General features: G+C 58.4%; 17 protein-coding genes. 9 read left to right on the top strand and 8 right to left on the bottom strand.

Annotation, left to right across the window (positions count from 1 at the left end):
- Positions 1–14: 14 nt before the first annotated feature.
- A complete protein-coding gene (locus tag GO988_RS23765) occupies positions 15–929 on the bottom strand; it encodes a hypothetical protein (protein WP_198172693.1) in 915 nt (304 codons plus the stop codon).
- 215 nt (positions 930–1,144) lie between these two features.
- Between GO988_RS23765 and GO988_RS12565 the strand changes: the two genes are divergently transcribed.
- On the top strand, positions 1,145–2,596 hold the full coding sequence (locus GO988_RS12565; protein WP_157565946.1) for a M48 family metalloprotease: 1,452 nt from the start codon (positions 1,145–1,147) through the stop codon (positions 2,594–2,596).
- A gap of 146 nt (positions 2,597–2,742) precedes the next feature.
- Here GO988_RS12565 and ychF read toward each other — a convergent pair whose 3' ends face one another.
- Positions 2,743–3,843, bottom strand: coding sequence for a redox-regulated ATPase YchF (gene ychF, locus GO988_RS12560; protein WP_157565944.1), 1,101 nt, complete (start codon positions 3,841–3,843; stop codon positions 2,743–2,745).
- Positions 3,844–4,007: 164 nt separating this feature from the next.
- Complete coding sequence (locus tag GO988_RS12555) at positions 4,008–4,385, bottom strand: DUF3276 family protein (protein ID WP_317164857.1); 378 nt, start codon at positions 4,383–4,385, stop codon at positions 4,008–4,010.
- Between the two features lie 298 nt (positions 4,386–4,683).
- On the opposite strand from GO988_RS12555, the gene GO988_RS12550 reads away from it, so the two are divergent.
- The 4 genes from GO988_RS12550 to GO988_RS12535 all read left to right on the top strand — a co-directional run bounded on the left by GO988_RS12550 (position 4,684) and on the right by GO988_RS12535 (position 6,652).
- Positions 4,684–5,613 (top strand): DUF58 domain-containing protein, encoded by a 930-nt coding sequence (locus tag GO988_RS12550; RefSeq protein WP_157565942.1) that lies wholly within the window; start codon positions 4,684–4,686, stop codon positions 5,611–5,613.
- A 3-nt stretch (positions 5,614–5,616) separates the two neighbouring features.
- A complete protein-coding gene (locus GO988_RS12545; protein WP_157565940.1) occupies positions 5,617–5,859 on the top strand; it encodes a hypothetical protein in 243 nt (80 codons plus the stop codon).
- Between the two features lie 157 nt (positions 5,860–6,016).
- On the top strand, positions 6,017–6,481 hold the full coding sequence (locus tag GO988_RS12540; protein ID WP_157565938.1) for a hypothetical protein: 465 nt from the start codon (positions 6,017–6,019) through the stop codon (positions 6,479–6,481).
- A 3-nt stretch (positions 6,482–6,484) separates the two neighbouring features.
- Positions 6,485–6,652, top strand: a complete 168-nt coding sequence (locus GO988_RS12535; protein ID WP_157565936.1) for a hypothetical protein — start codon at positions 6,485–6,487, stop codon at positions 6,650–6,652.
- A gap of 439 nt (positions 6,653–7,091) precedes the next feature.
- Here the strand turns inward: GO988_RS12535 and GO988_RS12530 are convergent, their stop codons facing one another.
- Entirely contained in the window at positions 7,092–7,853 is a 762-nt protein-coding gene (locus tag GO988_RS12530; protein WP_157565933.1) for an SDR family oxidoreductase, read from the bottom strand.
- Positions 7,854–7,940: 87 nt separating this feature from the next.
- Positions 7,941–8,360, bottom strand: coding sequence for a helix-turn-helix domain-containing protein (locus GO988_RS12525; protein WP_157565931.1), 420 nt, complete (start codon positions 8,358–8,360; stop codon positions 7,941–7,943).
- Positions 8,361–8,488: 128 nt separating this feature from the next.
- On the opposite strand from GO988_RS12525, the gene GO988_RS12520 reads away from it, so the two are divergent.
- The 4 genes from GO988_RS12520 to GO988_RS12505 all read left to right on the top strand — a co-directional run bounded on the left by GO988_RS12520 (position 8,489) and on the right by GO988_RS12505 (position 11,950).
- Positions 8,489–9,055, top strand: coding sequence for a DUF1572 domain-containing protein (locus GO988_RS12520; RefSeq protein WP_157565928.1), 567 nt, complete (start codon positions 8,489–8,491; stop codon positions 9,053–9,055).
- Positions 9,056–9,080: 25 nt separating this feature from the next.
- Positions 9,081–9,983, top strand: coding sequence for a helix-turn-helix domain-containing protein (locus tag GO988_RS12515; protein WP_157565925.1), 903 nt, complete (start codon positions 9,081–9,083; stop codon positions 9,981–9,983).
- An 82-nt stretch (positions 9,984–10,065) separates the two neighbouring features.
- Entirely contained in the window at positions 10,066–10,905 is an 840-nt protein-coding gene (locus tag GO988_RS12510) for an SDR family NAD(P)-dependent oxidoreductase (protein WP_157565922.1), read from the top strand.
- Between the two features lie 193 nt (positions 10,906–11,098).
- Positions 11,099–11,950, top strand: a complete 852-nt coding sequence (locus GO988_RS12505) for an SDR family NAD(P)-dependent oxidoreductase (protein WP_157565919.1) — start codon at positions 11,099–11,101, stop codon at positions 11,948–11,950.
- 199 nt (positions 11,951–12,149) lie between these two features.
- On the opposite strand, the gene GO988_RS12500 is transcribed toward GO988_RS12505, so the two are convergent.
- The 3 genes from GO988_RS12500 to GO988_RS12490 all read right to left on the bottom strand — a co-directional run bounded on the left by GO988_RS12500 (position 12,150) and on the right by GO988_RS12490 (position 16,605).
- Positions 12,150–13,121: a deoxyhypusine synthase family protein gene (locus GO988_RS12500; protein ID WP_157565916.1), complete on the bottom strand. Its 972-nt coding sequence runs from the start codon at positions 13,119–13,121 to the stop codon at positions 12,150–12,152.
- Positions 13,122–13,267: 146 nt separating this feature from the next.
- The gene (hslV, locus tag GO988_RS12495; protein WP_157565914.1) at positions 13,268–13,810 is read right to left on the bottom strand and encodes an ATP-dependent protease subunit HslV; all 543 of its coding nucleotides are present in this window, start codon (positions 13,808–13,810) and stop codon (positions 13,268–13,270) included.
- Positions 13,811–14,022: 212 nt separating this feature from the next.
- Positions 14,023–16,605 (bottom strand): TonB-dependent receptor, encoded by a 2,583-nt coding sequence (locus GO988_RS12490; RefSeq protein ID WP_157565911.1) that lies wholly within the window; start codon positions 16,603–16,605, stop codon positions 14,023–14,025.
- Between the last annotated feature and the right edge of the window lie 159 nt (positions 16,606–16,764).

The raw sequence follows: 16,764 nt of genomic DNA, 5'->3' as shown, positions 1-16,764 counted from the left end.
TATCCCTCGGCGACCTACTTGCCGAGCAGCGGCGCACTAGTTTTGAGCGTCAACGGGGTGAAGCCCGAGCCGCCCCCACCACCGCGCATACCGCCGCCGCGCATGCCGCCGCCATACCCCCCGCCGCCGTAGCCGCCGCGCATACCGCCCATGCCGCCACCCATGCTATTGCTACCCGTCACGTTGTAGTCCGAGTTGTTGCTGCTGCCGGGTGGTAGTTTGGGCTTCATACCCGCCAGCCACACGCCTACTACGGCTGGCTGGCCGCTAGCCAGGGCCGGTAGGCGACGGTAGAGCAAGCGCATAGGCACAGCCAGCTCGTAGATAAGGTTGTTTTGGGCATCCACGGCCACGGCGGCTTTCACGCCGAGCTGCGATTGTGCATCGGTGAGCGTGGGCTCCTTACTGCCTTTGTAGTTGAGCAATTCCATTTCGTTGGCGTTGGCTACGGCTTCGCGCAGGCGGCCGAGGTGCTCGGCTTGGCGCTCGGCGGCCGAGGGGCCCATAGCGCCGGCTGGGCGCTCGGGCGCTGGCTTAAAGGAATTCAAATCGACACCCAACGGGTAGCGGATACCCAACTGCTGCTGGTTGCGGCCAGTAGTATCGAGCCACACCACGAGGCCCAGGTAGGCCATTTTGGCCTGGGTAGGCGCGTCGGCGGCTTTCAGGCGCACATACACCGTACGGTTGTCGTTGAGCACCTGGTACTGCAGCTTGGTATTGGCGTCGTACTGCAAAGAGTCGGTCCAGTCGCTGGTTTGTCCGTCGATAACGGGGGGGGTAGCGAGGAAATGCCCCGGCGCCTTGCTGGGGGGCAGTTTGCTGGCCGTGGCCGCAGTGGCCGCCGTAGTAGTGATGGGCTGGCGGGCGCAGGCAGCAAGCAGCATGGCAGCCGGCACGCAAATACCCAGGAAACGAGAGAAACGCATAAGTACGAAAACCAGTGGACTACAAAACTACACTCCTACCGTAAGTCAGCCATGAAGTCGGGCCCCGCGCGGCGCGGCCATATGGCCCTATTCTTGTTTTAGGGGGGTAGGGAGCGCGGCGGCGGCGCGAGTTGGCCGTAACCTTCGCCCCCACTAGCTGCGTTGCAAAGTTCATTAATTGCTCATCTCTGGCCTTCGGGCTACTCTTTTCTTCCATGAAATTCCCTTTTCTGCGCGCTGGTGCGGCCCTACTGCTGCTCCCCTTGGTAAGCGCGGCCCCGCGCCCGGCCACCCAGCCTTTCACGTTTCCAACCCTCAGCACTACCCTGGCGGCCCACCCGCTGCAAGGCGCTAAGCCCGACCCCCAGGTAATAGCCCAGTTTGGCTTATACGAAAACGCTGCCCTTCAGCAGTATATCACGAAGCAGGGCAAGCAGATGACGGCCATCTCGGACCGCCCCGGCGACTACGGTTTCACCATCGTGGACTCGCCGGTTATCAACGCCTTTGCTACCCCCGATGGCCACGTGTACTTCACGCGCGGCATCATGGCGTATTTCAACAACGAGGCGCAGTTTACGGGGGTGCTGGGCCACGAGCTGGGCCACATCACGGCGCGCCACGGCCAGAAGCAGCAAACGCGCTCTACTATCAGCAGCATTTTGCTGGGCGCCGCCTCCATGGCATCGAGCCGCGTGGCGGCCATTGCCCAGCCCTTGTCGTCGGTGGTGGGGGTAGGGCTGCTCAAGTACGGCCGCGATGCCGAAAACGAGGCCGATGGCCTGGGCGTGAAGTATTCGTCTAAGATTGGCTACGATGCCTCGCAAATGGCCGATTTCTTCCTCACCCTCGAGCGCACCGAAAAGCTGAGCGGCGCCGGCGGCACGCCCACTTTCCTCTCTACCCACCCCAACTCGGCCGACCGCTACGAGCGCGTAAAAGGCCTGGCGGCGGCGCAAAAACGCACGCTCGGCAACCGCACGCTCACCGTCAACCGCGACAGCTACTTGCGCTCTATCGAGGGCCTGCCCTTTGGCGACGACCCGCGCCAGGGCTTTGTGGAGAGTAACGCGTTTTACCACCCCGATTTGAAGCTGCAATTTCCCGTACCCGCTGGGTGGAAAACTCAGAACACGCCCGAGCAATTTCAGATGGCCGAGCCGAGCGGCAAGGCGCTGATGGCTTTCACGGCGGCCGGCACCGGCACACCCGATGCCGCTGCCCAGGCACTAGTTAAGCAGCTGGGCCTCACGGCCACCAGCTCGCAGGCTACCACGCTGAACGGCTTTTCGGCCCTGGCCGTCGAAGGCGACCAGGCGGCCTCTGACCAGCAAAGCACCCCGGCGCACGTGCGCGCCTACCTCATCCAGGATGGTAAAACGGTGTACGCGCTCATTGGGCTGGCGCCTGCGGCATCGTTTGCCACCTACGCCCCGCAATTTGCCAGCGTGGCGCAGGGCTACCAGCGTCTCACCGATGCCAATAAACTCAACCGCCAGCCCGAGCACGTGCACGTCAAAACGGCGGCCAGCGCTACTACTCTCGCTTCCGCTTTCGCCGCCGCTGGCGTGCCCAGCAAGCGCTACGAAGAGTTGGCCATCCTCAACGGGATGCAAACCACCGACCGCCTTAGCAAAGGACAGCTGTATAAAATAGTAGGCAAATAGGACCGCGGATTTCTCGGATTTTGTAGGCGGCGCTACGTAGCGTTAATCTAACAAGCCGCAACAGAAAAGGCTACCCACTTGGGTAGCCTTTTCTGTTGGTAATGTCAGGTGTAGCTACACCCACAAAATCCGTGAAATCCGCGGTCCTAGACGTTGAAGCGGAAGTGCATGATGTCGCCATCCTGCACCACGTAGTCTTTACCTTCCACGGCCATTTTGCCGGCCTCTTTGATTTTTACTTCAGTCTTATACTCCTGATAATCGGCGAGTTTGATAACTTCAGCCCGAATAAAACCCTTCTCGAAGTCGGAGTGAATAACGCCGGCGGCGGCGGGCGCCTTGTCGCCGCGGTGCACCGTCCAGGCGCGTACTTCTTGCACGCCGGCCGTGAAGTAGGTGATGAGGTTGAGTAGCTCGTAGCTGGCGCGGATGAGCTTGTTGAGGCCCGACTCGGTGAGCCCATACTCGCCCAAGAACATGGCTTTTTCCTCAGGGTCTTCTATCTCGGCAATCTGCGACTCGATGGCGGCCGACACGAGCACTACTTGCGCGTTTTCGCTCTTCACGTGCTCGCGCAGGGCAGCCACGTGCTTGTTGCCGTTGGTAGCAATGCTGGCCTCGTCCACGTTGGCCACGTAAATCACGGGCTTGATGGTGAGCAGCTGCAAGTCGGCCACGGCCTCAAGGTCGTCGGCGGTGGCGTCGAGGGCGCGGGCGTTCTGCCCGGCTTCGAGCGCCGTCTTAAACTTGTGGAGGCTGGCCACTTCTTTTTTAGCGGCCGCGTCGCCGGCCTTGGCGCTACGCTCCGACTTGATTAGCTTCTTATCGATGCTTTCCAAGTCTTTGATTTGCAGCTCGGTATCGATGACATCCTTGTCAAACACCGGGTCGACGCCGCCCGCCACGTGCACGATATTGGGGTCGTCGAAGCAGCGCACCACGTGAATAATGGCGTCTACCTCGCGAATGTTGGCCAGGAATTTATTGCCCAATCCTTCGCCCTTGCTGGCGCCCTTCACCAAGCCGGCGATGTCGACAAACTCGATAATGGTGGGCAGCACGCGCTTGGGGTTCACGAGGGCTTCCAGAATCTGGAGGCGTTCGTCGGGCACGGTAATGACGCCCACATTGGGCTCGATGGTGCAAAAAGGATAATTGGCCGATTCGGCCTTGGCGTTGGATAACGCGTTGAAAAGCGTGGATTTGCCGACGTTCGGCAGGCCGACAATACCGCAGCGGAGGCCCATTTTGGTGGAGTTAGGAGTTGTGAGTTATGAATTATGAGTTGCCCACAATTCTAAGGCAAAGGTACGGCAGCCGGCGGCACCCTACCCCCCTCCCAACGCCAAGCGCGCCGCTACCCCCTTCGGAGGCCGCGGCGCGCTTGGGTAAACTTTCCCGGCTGTGGGGCTTAGTAGGTGCTATCGCCGAGGTCGGCAGCGGCCGAGGGCTGGCCGCCTTCGCGGGGCTGCTCGCCGTCGTAGGTGGGGCGCGGGCGGTCGAGCTCGGCTACTTCTTCGGCCGTCAGCAGCTCGTCGCGCACGTAGTCAACGGCATCGTGCAGGGCATCGATAAACTTGTTGAAATCCTCCTTATAGAGAAATATTTTGTGCTTTTCGTAGGTCGCCGGGCCGTCGGGGTCGCTGCCGGGCCGGCGCTTGCTTTCGGTGATGGTGAGGTAATAGTCCTGGCCGCGCGTAGCTTTCACATCGAAAAAGTATGTGCGCTTACCAGCTTTCATACGGTACGAGTAGATTTCTTCTTGGTCTTTAGAGTAGCGGTCTTCCACAAGCGAGATTTATTGGAGAGAGTGAAATAAAGGGTAGTCGGGGCAGCCAGATTTACAGGCCATTCGCAAATATAAAGCCAGATTTACTAATTTAAATTGCTTAAAAGTGCGCTGGTCTAACCAAAAATTACTTGATGAAACCCTGGTTGCCGGCACCTTGTTTATCAGCCTCTAAAGCTACTTCGCGCAGGGGGCTAGCCACACCGCCAGCCCGGCCTACCAGTAACCCCCGCCCTATCCCTCGCTATCGCCTTGAGGGCTAGCTACGTATTCCATATATCCTAGTAATTTTAGTCTTATGCCTTCGCCCCCCCTCGACCTTGCCGCCATCCGTTCGTTTGAAAACCTAGAGCTGCTGGCGCGGCAGCTGGTTGATGGTTTTATTACGGGGCTGCACCAGTCGCCCTACCACGGGTTTTCGGTTGAGTTCAGCGAGCACCGCCTCTACAACTCGGGCGATAGCACCCGGCACATCGACTGGAAAGTATTTGCCCGCACCGACAAGGTATTTGTGAAGCGCTACGAGGAAGAAACCAACTTGCGGGCCTACCTGCTACTTGATGTGAGCCCGAGCATGTACTACCCCGCTCCCGGCCACGACAAGCTGCGCTTTTCGGTGCTGGCAGCGGCGGCGCTCACCACGCTGCTGCAGCGCCAGCGCGATGCTGTGGGCCTCGTCACCTTTGCCGAGCAAGTGGAGCTGCAAACGCCGGTGCGCTCGACTTCGGCGCACCGCCACACGCTGCTGCTGGCTATGCAGCAACTGCTGGAGCGCCCTACCCCCCCGGCCGGCGCACAGCGCGCTACCGACGTGGCCGGCGTGCTGCACACCATTGCGCAGCAGATTCCGAAGCGCTCGCTCGTGGTGATATTTAGCGATATGCTGGGGCGCGGGGCGGCCGAGCAGGAGGCGGCGCTGGCGGCCTTGCAGCACCTGCGCCACCAGCACCACGAGGTGCTGCTGTTTCACGTGCTCGACCGGGCCACGGAGGCCAATTTCGACTTTCAGGACCGGCCCTATATTTTTGAGGACATGGAAACGGGCCAGGAAATTCGCCTGCAACCAGCCCAAGTGCGCGAGCAGTACCGGGCGGCCATGCGGCAGTTTGAAGAAGACTTGGCATTGCGCTGCGGGCAACTCAAAATCGACTTTGTGCCCGTTGATGTGCGCGAGCCGTTTGAGAAAGTGTTGTATGCCTATCTCGTTAAGCGCGGCAAAGCGCGGTAATTCATGTTTGCTACTTTTTTCTTTGGGGCCATTGCCCTGCTGCTGCTCGATGCCCTGCTGGCATCCATCACTATGTACATCGCCTACTCGCACGGCCACTCGCGCCTGAAGTGGTTTTTGCTGGGCCTGGCGCTGCCGTTTCTTTCCATCTTTATTGCCCTGGCTGTAGCCATCCGCGACGAGCAGCGTGCTAAAGCGGCGCGCGGCGGCGCGCCCGCTCCCATCCCCGAGCCGGGCGAGTTTTAATTCCTCCGCTAGCCATTGCTAGGTAGTGTTTAGCAAGCGCTTACGCGTACGCTTCGCAAGTACCGCCAGGCCAGTGCTCCCAACTAAAAAAGCCAACCCGTAGCTTCGCGGCAGTTTTATCACTGGCCGGGCTGCCTGGCATTTCCCTACCCCCCGTATGAGCGCCTACTCCGTTCTTTTGTTTCTTCACTCGTGGTTGCGCTGGTTTGTGCTGGGCGCGGGTCTGGTAGCCGTCTATCGCGGCTACGTAGGCTGGACGGGCCGCCGGGCCTTCGCCAAGGGCGACAACGCGTTCGGAGCCAGCTTTGTAGGCTTTATGCTTTTGCAACTCATCGTGGGCCTGGGCCTGTACTTCGGCCTCAGCCCTGTGGGCCTGAAAGCTATGAAAGTAGCCGGCGCCATGAAGGACCCAACTACCCGCTTTTTCGGCATGGAGCACGTAGTAATGATGGTATTGGCCGTGCTCATCGCCCAGATTGGCCGCACACTTTCCAAAAAACGCCTCAGCGACGTGCAGAAACACAAAACCGCCTTCATCTACTACGGCATCGCCCTGCTACTGGTGCTGCTCATGATTCCGTGGGGCATCTGGAACCCGGCGCGGCCGCTGTTCCGGTTTTAGTTTATGACCAAGCTCTTAGTAGTACGTTTTCTTTGCTTAGCGATGGGCTCCCCCAATGCGCAGCAAGCAGGTAAAGTAGACGTCAAAAAAGAGGCTTTTATAGATGATAACGGCCAGCGCATCTCTTTAAAATTCCACAGACTTGGAAATTTGAAGGAAGCATTATCTTAAATGCCAATGGCAAAAAGGTCGGTGAGTTTATGCCTGGAACCGTTGCGAACTGTAGGTATCAATCTGGCGCTGACTATCTCAAGGAACTACGAGCGGGCTACCTAGACGATATGGGTAGCCCGCGCTTTATAGGCTCGCGCACTTTGGTAATTGGCAAAACCACTTGGACTGAAGGGGTGCGCAACATACCGGCTTGGGATGGCAAAAGCAACCCTGGCAGATGGTATGCGCATAGCTTCTTTGCGCTCTTAAATAGGCACTGTTTTACAATTAATTTTTACAGTCAGCAAAGGCAACTACCAGAAGAAGAGAAATTTAAAGCCGTTCTTGCTTCTATCGTATTGCTTTAACTAGGGTCTTGCCTAACGCACAACGCCGTGCCTCCCAATCTGTTGGAAGGCACGGCGTTGTGCGTTAGGCCATATCAACCGATAGCTGGCTATATGTTCATCCCACCCGAGGCCTCAATGCGCTGGGCATTAATCCACTTCGCATCCTCGGTGCAGAGGAAGGCTACTATAGAGCCAATGTCGTCGGGCTGGCCCACGCGGCCGAGGGGCGTAGCGGAGGCTACTTGTGCGTTCAGTTCTTTGTTGTCGCGCACGTGGCCGCCGCCGAAGTCGGTTTCGATGGCACCGGGGGCTACCACGTTGGCGGCGATGCCGCGCGCGCCCAGTTCCTTAGCCTGGTAGCGAGTCAGCACCTCAATGGCACCCTTCATGCTGGCGTAGGCCGACGAGCCGGGGTAGGAAAACCGCGCTAAGCCCGACGAAATATTGACGATGCGGCCGCCGTCATTAAGCAATGTTAACGCCTTCTGGGTCAGAAAGAACGGGCCTTTGAAGTGAAGATTCAGCGCCTGGTCGAACTGCTCCTCTGAAGTTTCGGCAAATGAGGCGTAGAGGCCGGTGCCCGCGTTGTTGATAAGAAAATCGAACTTATCGGCGCCGAACGTGTCGCGCAGGGCAGCCTTTACTTGTTCGAAGAAGCCGTCGAACGTTTTCACCGCGGAGGCGTCGAGCTGCAAAGCGACGGCCTGGCGGCCGTGGTTCTTTATTTCGGCCACTACGGCTTCAGCTTCGGCTTGCTGGCTGTGATACGTAAGGATGACATCGATGCCTTTTTGGGCGAGGCTCAGGGCCATATTTTTGCCCAGGCCGCGGCTGCCACCGGTGACGAGGGCTATTTTGGAAGTGCTCATTAGGTTGCTTAGTTGAGAATTTCGTGGGTGAATTGACCTGACAAAGGTCCCCTACTCGGCCCCGGGGTTTATGGTGAGTAGCCCACTTTAAATGGTGAGTAGTTCCGAAAATTCTTCGCGCCGCGCGGCCCACACCTGCTCGCGGTACTGCTTGGGCGTGACGCCGGCAAAGCGCTTGAAAAACTTGGTGAAATTCGACGGGTCGTAAGTGAGCTGGGTGGCAATGTCGGCCGCGGGCCGAGTCGTATCGCGCAGTAGCTGCTGGGCCGTCTTCAGGATTTCTGCCTCAAAAAAGAAACACGGCGGCTGGCCCGTCGTCAGCTTAATGGTGTTGCTGAGATGCGTGGGATGGATGCAGAGCTGGCTGGCAAAGTCGCGGATTTCGAGCATCTCGGTAGCGCGGCCGGCCGCCACATCCGCCACGTGCGCCACTACCAGCCGCCGAAACTCGGCCGTTATTTCGTGCTGGCGGGCCAGTATTTTCTTCGGGATGGAAGTTGTTGCCATGTAAGGATAACAAGCTGCGGGTAAAATCTTCTTGCTCAACTGCGAACCAAGCAGACGAAGCACGGGGTAGTTTATTTTTAGCTCGCCAAAGAGGCGCCGCCCGCCCTACCCCCTTATTTCTACCCAGCATGTCTCAGGACTTCCTCGCTAGTGCCCGCAAGCAGTTTGCCTATTATAAGTTGTTGGGCGAGCAAACCTTCGCGCAGGTGTCAGACGACCAATTGTTTTGGCAGCCCAACGCCGCCAGCAACAGCATGGCCGCCATCGTGAAACACTTGTGGGGCAATATGTTGTCGCGCTGGACCGACTTTCTCACCAGCGACGGCGAAAAGCCCTGGCGCGAGCGCGAGGCCGAATTTGACAACGACCTGCGCACCCGCGCCGAGCTACTAGCGCGTTGGGAAGCGGGGTGGCACTGCCTGTTTTCAGCCTTAGATGCGCTGACGCCCAGTGACCTAGCACGCACTATTTACATCCGCCACCAGGGCCATACTGTTATGGAAGCCATCAATCGGCAGTTGGCGCACTACCCCTACCACGTGGGCCAGCTGGTATTTATCGGCAAGCTGGTGCAGGGCGAGGCGTGGCAGTCACTCTCCATTCCGCGTGGTGGCTCGGCGGCGTACAATGCGGAGAAGTTTGCCCTACCTCCTCACCAAGCGCATTTCACTGATGAGCACCTGGGGCAGCAGTAGCGTTTGATTCTCGTAACTTTGCCCGATGTCGAAGCTCCAGACCCTCGAAGACTTTTACCAGCAGAAAATCCATTGGCTGCCCGAAAACCTACGGCAAGATATTGGGCATTTCAACGTATTTCGGCTCGATGACTACGTGGGCCCCAAGGCGTGCAAGATGCCGTATAGCCGCAAGGATTTCTATAAAATCACGTTGGTGACGGGGCATAGCAACTACCACTTTGCCGATAAGACCATCGAACTGCGCGGCAACGCCCTCTTTTTTGCTAACCCGCTGGTACCCTACGAGTGGGAGCCGCTGAACGAGGACCAATCGGGTAATTTCTGCATTTTCACGGAGGCTTTTTTGCAGCGGCAGGGCGGCCCGCAGCCGCAGGATATGCCCATGTTTCGGCCCGGCGGGCAGCCCGTTTATTTCCTGACTGATGCACAGCTGGCTGTTATCAAGCCCGTGTTTGAGAAGATGGCTGCGGAGATAGAGTCGGACTATGCGTATAAGTACGACTTGCTGCGCACCTACGTGTTTGAGCTGCTGCACAGCGCGTTGAAACTGCAACCCGCCACCACGCTCTACCACGACAGCACGGCCGCCACGCGCATTGCCTCGCTGTTTGCGGAGTTGCTAGAGCGGCAGTTTCCCATCGAGGCGCCCGACCAGCGGGTGAAGCTGCGCAGTGCGGAGTCATTTGCCGGGCAGCTGGCCGTGCACGTCAACCACCTGAACCGCGCGCTGAAGGAAGTGACGGGCAAAACCACTACCCAGCTCATTGCGGGCCGCCTCGTGCAGGAAGCCCATGCGTTGCTCAAGCATACCGATTGGAACGTGGCCGAAATCAGCTACTGCCTGGGGTTTGAGGAGCCGGCCCATTTCAGCAACTTCTTTCGCAAGCACCTGGGGGTAGCGCCCTCGGCCATGCGGGCTGTTTGATTTTCGCAAGCATTGGTTTGAACTGGGCAAGCCGGCCGGCAGTAGGCACTTCTAGTTTTGCAGTATCAAAAACGCAAAACTTATGAGCACTCCCAAAACCTGGTTTGTCACCGGCGCTTCGCAAGGCCTAGGCCTCACGCTGGTTAAGCGCCTGCTGCACGAAGGCCACCGCGTGGCCGCCACTTCGCGCCACCAAGTCAGCCTTACCCAAGCCGTGGGCACCAATTCGGCGGCCTTCCTACCCCTGCAAGTTGACTTGGCCAACCCAGCCAGCGTGCAGCAGGCTATCGAGCAGGCTATCAGCACCCTGGGCCACCTCGATGTAGTGGTGAATAATGCCGGCTACGGCATCGGCGGCAGTATTGAAGAACTGACCGACGCCGAAACGCGCCAAGCCTTCGACGTGAATGTGTTTGGGGCGCTGAACGTGGTGCGGGCGGCCCTGCCACACTTGCGGGCAGCGGGCGCGGGGCACATCATCAATATTTCTTCCATCGCGGCGATTGCCGGTGCTACTGGCTGGGCCGTATATGCGGCTACCAAAGCGGCGCTGAGCAGCTTCTCGGAAGTGCTGGCGCAGGACGTAGCCAACTTTGGCATCAGGGTGACGGTAGTGGAGCCGGGCGCTTTCCGCACCAACTTCCTCACCACCGAATCACTGACGCTGCCGCAGCAACCCATTGCGGCCTACGAGGCTATTCGCACCTCGCACGCCAAGTACCTCGAAATGAATGGCGCGCAGGCCGGCGACCCCGAGAAAGCTGCCGCAGCCATCATGCAAATCACCACCGAAGCCAACCCGCCCCTGCACCTGCTGCTCGGCCAAGATGCCTACCAGCGCGCTACCCACAAGCTGGAGGTGCTCGGGCAAAACTTCCAGGCGTGGGAAGCACTCACGGCTTCCACTCAATTTGGGGGGTAGGGCCTACATGGGGCTTCATCCCGAAAGAGTGGGCGTTGGTCGACTAGCTTTTTTGGCTTGCAACTACGGTAAGACGCGCGGTATCGCGTCTATATACTGCACCACCCCCTTTTTAAGCTCTTAGCCATGCTTTATCTCTTCGGCCGCCTCGCCCTCAGCGATTCTTATTACTTCAACCAAGATTTCCACAGCGATGAATACCAAGAAAATATGGTTCGTGACGGGCGCCTCGAAGGGCCTGGGCCTGACGCTCGTGCAGCAGTTATTAGCCGCCGGCTACGCCGTAGCCGCCACCTCCCGCAATCTGGCCGAGCTAACGCAGGCTGTATCGGCTGCAACTGACCGCTTCCTACCCCTGCACCTGGACTTGAGCAGCGAGGCCAGCGTGCGCCAGGCCATCGAAGCCACTGTCAGCACGCTTGGCGGGCTCGATGTGGTGGTGAATAATGCCGGCTACGGCTTGCTGGGCGGCCTCGAAGAACTAAGCGACCAGGAAGCGCGCCAAAACTTCGACGTCAATGTGTTTGGCTTGCTACATGTGCTGCGCCAGGCTACCCCCCATTTGCGGCAGCAGCGCGGGGGCCACGTGTTCAATATCTCGTCTATTGGCGGGTTTTCGGGGGCTTTCCCGGGGTTCGGCATTTACTGCGCCACCAAGTTTGCGGTAGCCGGCCTCACCGAGTCGTACGCCGCTGAGGTAAAAGATTTTAACATCCGAGCTACGGTGGTATACCCGGGCTATTTCCGCACCGAATTTTTATCGTCCGGCTCGTTGGGCACACCCAAGAATCCCATCAACGCCTACCAGTCTATCCGCGACTCGCAGGCGGCGCACGAGCAGCAAATCAACGGCAACCAACCCGGTGACCCAGTCAAGGCGGCCCAGGTCCTCATGCAAGTAAGTGCGGCTGAAAACCCGCCCGTACACCTCTTCTTAGGCGAAGATGCCTACCAAGTGGCTGACCAAAAAATAGCCACTATACAGCACGACTTGCAGCAGTGGCAAGGGGTAGCCACGGCTACGAGCTTCCCGGTTGAGGCGTAAATACAACGCAGCCAAAACCGTTTGTCATGCTAACGAAGGAAGCCTCTTGTCAGCAGGTTATGTAGATGAAGCGGCCAAGATGTTTCCTGCACCGGCCTGACAGACGTAGTTCGTTGTAGTTAATTAGATAATTAAACCCATTAAAAAGCCCGCCCCTGAAATGCAGAGGCGGGCTTTTTCGTAAGCGATTAAGCGGCAATTATTGCCCCAATACAATCGCAAAAATCAACGGAGCGACGATGGTCGCATCGCTTTCGATGATGAATTTCGGCGTTTTCTCGCCTAGTTTGCCCCAGGTGATTTTCTCGTTGGGCACGGCACCCGAGTAGCTACCGTAGCTGGTAGTAGAGTCCGAAATCTGGCAGAAGTAGCCCCACAGCGGCACCGAGTGGCGCTGCAAATCTTGGTGCAGCATGGGCACCACGCAAATGGGGAAGTCACCAGCGATGCCGCCGCCAATCTGGAAGAAGCCGATTTTGCTTTCCTCAGTGGCAGTTTTGGTGTACCAGTCGGCCAGGTAAATCATGTACTGAATCCCGGTTTTCATGGTGTGCACGTTCTGGATGTCACCTGTGATAACGTGGCCGGCGTAGATGTTGCCGAGCGTCGAGTCTTCCCAGCCGGGGCAGATGATGGGCAGGTTTTTTTCGGCCGCCGCCAGCATCCACGAGTCTTTGGGGTCAATCTGGTAGTACTGCTCCAGCTCGCCCGAGAGCAGAATCTGGTAGAAGAATTCGTGGGGGAAATAGGCTTCGCCGGCTTTGTCGGCCTTCTCCCAAAACTTCAGTACCACGTGCTCGAGGCGGCGCATCGCTTCCTCTTCGGGAATGCACGTATCGGTCACGCGGTTCATGTGGCGCTTCAACAGCTCGTGCTCGTCGGCGGGGGTAAGGTCGCGGTAGTTGGGCACGCGCTCGTAGAAGTCGTGGGCCACGAGGTTGAAAATATCTTCCTCTAGGTTAGCACCCGTGCAGCTGATAACCTGCACTTTATCTTGGCGAATGAGTTCAGCCAGCTGAATACCCATTTCGGCGGTGCTCATGGCGCCGGCCAGGGTAATCATCATTTTGCCCCCTTCGGCAAGGTGCTTGTTGTAGCCATCGGCCGCATCAATGAGGGCAGCCGCGTTGAAGTGGCGGTAGTGGTGCTTGAGGAAATTGGTGATTTGCATGGAATGGGTGGGTATTTGGCCCTTTAAAATCAGTTGTCATGGCGAGTGCAGCGCAGCAAGTGCACCAAAACGAAGCCTGAACGACTCGTTCTGGTGCGCTTGCTGCGCTGCGCTCGCCATGACAAACGGGAAGAACGGAAAAGGGATTACGCCGGCTCGGCAATAATCAGATTATGGTTGGTGTAAATGCAGATGTCGGCGGCGATGTGCAGGGCATCTTCCACCATTTGGCGGGCGGTGAGGTGCGGCGCGTGCTTCTTAAGCGCCAGCGCGGCGGCCTGTGCATACATGGCGCCACTGCCAATGGCAGCCACGTCGGAGTCGGGCTCCAGCACGTCGCCGGTGCCGCTAATGATAAGTAGCTCGTCCTTATCGGCAACGACCATCATGGCTTCTAACTTACGCAGGTACTGGTCTTTGCGCCAATCCTTGGCCAGTTCAATGGCCGCGCGCTTGAGGTTGTTTCCGTACGCGCCGAGCTTTTCCTCGAAGCGGTCGAGCAGCATAAAAGCGTCGGCAGTAGAGCCGGCAAAACCAGTCACAACTTTGCCGTCGTTTAGCTGGCGCACTTTGCGCACGTTGTTTTTGGCTACGTGCTTATCCATGGTGGCCTGGCCATCGGCCCCGAGGGCAATCTGGCCGTTGTGGCGCACGCCGAGCACGGTCGTGGAGCGAATTTTTGGTAGCATGACGCAAAAATACAACCCCCTACCCCACCGGTGCCGAGCGAGCGCTAGAAAGACTTGCTTCTAAAGCATAAGAACGTCATGCTGAGCGCGGTGCAGCATCTTGCCTGGGCCGTTGGAATTCCTAATCCTACCGGCGTGGGCGAGATGCTGCACCAAGGCTCCGCATGACGTTCTATTTTTAGGCCCTGGCGGCAGGGCAGCCCCTACCCCCTCTAAAAGCGGGCTTGCAGCTTCGCAAAAAGGAAGCGGCCATTGCTGCCCATCTGCACGGGGTCCCAGGCGCCGCCGGTTTCGGTGGCCTGGGGATTGAAGAAGGTCGGGTACTTGTTGAACAGATTGGAGCTGCCCAGCGACAAGCGCAGCTGGTTGGTAAGGGCGTAGCTCAGGGCCACGTCGGTGGTGAGGCGGTGGCCGTAGTCGTTAAGGTCCTCGTTGTAGTCGTATAGCTTCACGCCGCCAAACTCCACAAACCGCACCAGCGCTCCGAAGCGCCCCAGGTTATAATCAAAGGTCAGGTTGATTTTATAAGGTGGCGCCGAGGCTTTTACAAACGCTTGCTCGCGCTGGCCAAAGAATACATCCTCCTTACCTGCGAGGCCGGGGGTAGTCTTTACATCCGTGACCAGCAAGCGGTTGAGGTTGGCGGCCAGCGTGGTGGTGAGGCGGCCGCTGCCTACCCCTATCGTGTTGGCCACCACAGCGTCGAGGCCCCAGGTGGTAGTTGAGGCGGCGTTGGCAAAGAACTGGGCCTGGCCCACGTTCAAGCCAGCCAGGGTCGAGCCAATGACATTATCGCTCTGGTCGAACGTGCCCGTGAGCACAATGCGGTCCTTGATGTGGATGTAGTAGCCATCCACCGTAAAGCTCAAAATCGAGCCCGCCCGGCCCGTAAAGCCCACGCTCGCCGACTTAGAGCGCTCCTGCGTGAGGGCCGGAATGCCCACCGCTCGCGACACCGGGCCATCGTTGCGGTCAAGCAAAATATCAATCGGCTTACCCCCTACTACGTTGGTAAACACCGTATTAAAATTAATTTGTGCCAGCGAAGGTGCCCGGAAGCCCGTACTCAGCGTGCCGCGCAACGAGAAGTTGTCGCTCAGTTTGAGGCGAGTGGCCACCTTGCCGGTTACGTTGCTGCCAAAGTCGGTGTAGTGCTCGTAGCGCACGGCGCCCTCTACCAGCCAAGCCTTGGTCACGTCGAGTTCGGCGTCGGCGTACACGCCCACGTTGTTGCGGCTGGCCTTCACTTCGTTGCGCGGCTGGAAACCAGGAAACCCCTGGGCACCGCCCGCTATCCCCGAGCCCGGCGCGTAGTTGGTGTAGGAAGCTGCTTCGCCGGCAAAAAGGGAGTACCATTCGCGGCGGTATTCGCTACCAAAGGCTACGTTCAGGCCCTGCAACACAGTCTTGTAATTGTGGCTGATGTTGAGGTCTACCACATCTTGCTGCAACTGGAAGCCGCCCGCATCGAAGCTCGTGGGCGAGGTAGCACCTAGGGTTGCATTCAGCGAATTGCGCACGCCGTAGTGAAAGCGATTCGAGCCGAAGCCATTGCTCAAATCCACGTCCCAGCCCCCAAAATTTCCGCGCACGCCCGCTACCCCCTGCCCGTCGAAAATGCTGCTGCTGATGATGGGGTCGAAGCCATTGGGATACAGCACCGCGTTGCTGCGCGGGTTCGGAATGGTATTGCCATTGGCGTCCGTTACCGTCGGAAACCGCGTGTAGGCATAGGCATCGCCTTTGCGCACGTTGATGCCGCCAAATACGTAGGCGTAAATATTCTCGCTTATCGGCAGCTTACTGTTGAGGTAAGCCGAGGTATTGAGGGCCTTGGGGTCGCCGTATTCGCGGCGCTGAATACCTTCCGTATTGGGCACGTTGGCCCGCTGGGTATGCTCGCGCTGGTTGTAATCGGCCGTGAGGTTGACGAAGCCACCCTTGCCCACGGCCACGCCGTAGTTGGCATTTACGTTGAAGTTGCCGCCGTCAAAATTCTTATCATCGAAACGATACTTGGCGGTGTAGGCGCCGTAGTTGGCGTTGGCCGTCAGCTCCTTAGTACTGGTTTTGAGCACGATATTGATGACGCCGGCAATGGCATCGGAGCCATACTGGGCCGATGCACCATCGCGCAAAATCTCAATCCGCTCGATGCTGGCGGCCGGAATCGTATTCAAGTCGGTGCCCGTGTTGCCGCGGCCCCGCGAGCCAAACAGGTTTACTAGCGACGATTGGTGCCAGCGCTTGCCATTCACGAGTACCAGCGTTTGGTCGGGGCCCAGGCCCCGCAGCGTGGCGGGGTCTACGTGGTCGGCGCCATCGGCGCCCGTTTGGCGGTTCGAGTTGAAAGAGGGCGCCACAAATTGCAGCAGTTGGTTTACATCGAGTTGGCCCGTCTTAGCCGTCACCTCGCGCACGTCGATGATATCAACGGGTGAGGGCGAATCAGTTACGGTGCGGTTGAGGCTGCGCGAGCCTACCACCTGCACATCTTCGAGGGCGGTATTGCCCGTGGCCAAGCGCACGGCAATAGGCCCGTCGCCAGCGCTCACCTCCTGGCCGGCGTAGCCCAGCGCGCTCACCACCAGCCGGGGCTGAGCGGTGCGCGCCCGCAGCACAAAGCGGCCGGCGCCATCCGTGCCCGTGCCGTTGTTGGTGCCTTTCTCCACAACCGTAGCTCCAATTACGGGGCGGCCGTCGGCGTCCAGCACTTGGCCCGTCAGCGTTCGGGTTTGGGCGCATACTACACTACTCGTTACCAGTAGTGGCAAAATCAGTAAGCTGTGCTTCATAGTGCCGGTGTATAAGTGTTTTTGGGGTGTCGGGCAAATATACACTCGTAGCTAAATGACCTTCTGATTAGGGGTCAGATTTAGAATAAAAACAAAAAACCAGCCTGGCAGGGCTGGTTTTTTATAGGGTCAATCAAAAACTATACTACCAAAGGCTAA

Origin of the sequence: Hymenobacter ginkgonis, from assembly GCF_009755225.1 — a bacterium.
GTDB lineage: Bacteria > Bacteroidota > Bacteroidia > Cytophagales > Hymenobacteraceae > Hymenobacter > Hymenobacter ginkgonis.
This window is presented reverse-complemented; position numbering and strand designations above follow the sequence as displayed.

Bases quoted from the DNA above. Each gene is read 5' to 3' on its own strand.
- GO988_RS23765 (WP_198172693.1), bottom strand. From the start codon at position 929: ATGCGTTTCTCTCGTTTCCTGGGTATTTGCGTGCCGGCTGCCATGCTG.
- GO988_RS12565 (WP_157565946.1), top strand. From the start codon at position 1,145: ATGAAATTCCCTTTTCTGCGCGCTGGTGCGGCCCTACTGCTGCTCCCC.
- ychF (WP_157565944.1), bottom strand. From the start codon at position 3,843: ATGGGCCTCCGCTGCGGTATTGTCGGCCTGCCGAACGTCGGCAAATCC.
- GO988_RS12550 (WP_157565942.1), top strand. From the start codon at position 4,684: ATGCCTTCGCCCCCCCTCGACCTTGCCGCCATCCGTTCGTTTGAAAAC.
- GO988_RS12545 (WP_157565940.1), top strand. From the start codon at position 5,617: ATGTTTGCTACTTTTTTCTTTGGGGCCATTGCCCTGCTGCTGCTCGAT.
- GO988_RS12540 (WP_157565938.1), top strand. From the start codon at position 6,017: ATGAGCGCCTACTCCGTTCTTTTGTTTCTTCACTCGTGGTTGCGCTGG.
- GO988_RS12535 (WP_157565936.1), top strand. From the start codon at position 6,485: ATGACCAAGCTCTTAGTAGTACGTTTTCTTTGCTTAGCGATGGGCTCC.
- GO988_RS12530 (WP_157565933.1), bottom strand. From the start codon at position 7,853: ATGAGCACTTCCAAAATAGCCCTCGTCACCGGTGGCAGCCGCGGCCTG.
- GO988_RS12525 (WP_157565931.1), bottom strand. From the start codon at position 8,360: ATGGCAACAACTTCCATCCCGAAGAAAATACTGGCCCGCCAGCACGAA.
- GO988_RS12520 (WP_157565928.1), top strand. From the start codon at position 8,489: ATGTCTCAGGACTTCCTCGCTAGTGCCCGCAAGCAGTTTGCCTATTAT.
- GO988_RS12515 (WP_157565925.1), top strand. From the start codon at position 9,081: ATGTCGAAGCTCCAGACCCTCGAAGACTTTTACCAGCAGAAAATCCAT.
- GO988_RS12510 (WP_157565922.1), top strand. From the start codon at position 10,066: ATGAGCACTCCCAAAACCTGGTTTGTCACCGGCGCTTCGCAAGGCCTA.
- GO988_RS12505 (WP_157565919.1), top strand. From the start codon at position 11,099: ATGAATACCAAGAAAATATGGTTCGTGACGGGCGCCTCGAAGGGCCTG.
- GO988_RS12500 (WP_157565916.1), bottom strand. From the start codon at position 13,121: ATGCAAATCACCAATTTCCTCAAGCACCACTACCGCCACTTCAACGCG.
- hslV (WP_157565914.1), bottom strand. From the start codon at position 13,810: ATGCTACCAAAAATTCGCTCCACGACCGTGCTCGGCGTGCGCCACAAC.
- GO988_RS12490 (WP_157565911.1), bottom strand. From the start codon at position 16,605: ATGAAGCACAGCTTACTGATTTTGCCACTACTGGTAACGAGTAGTGTA.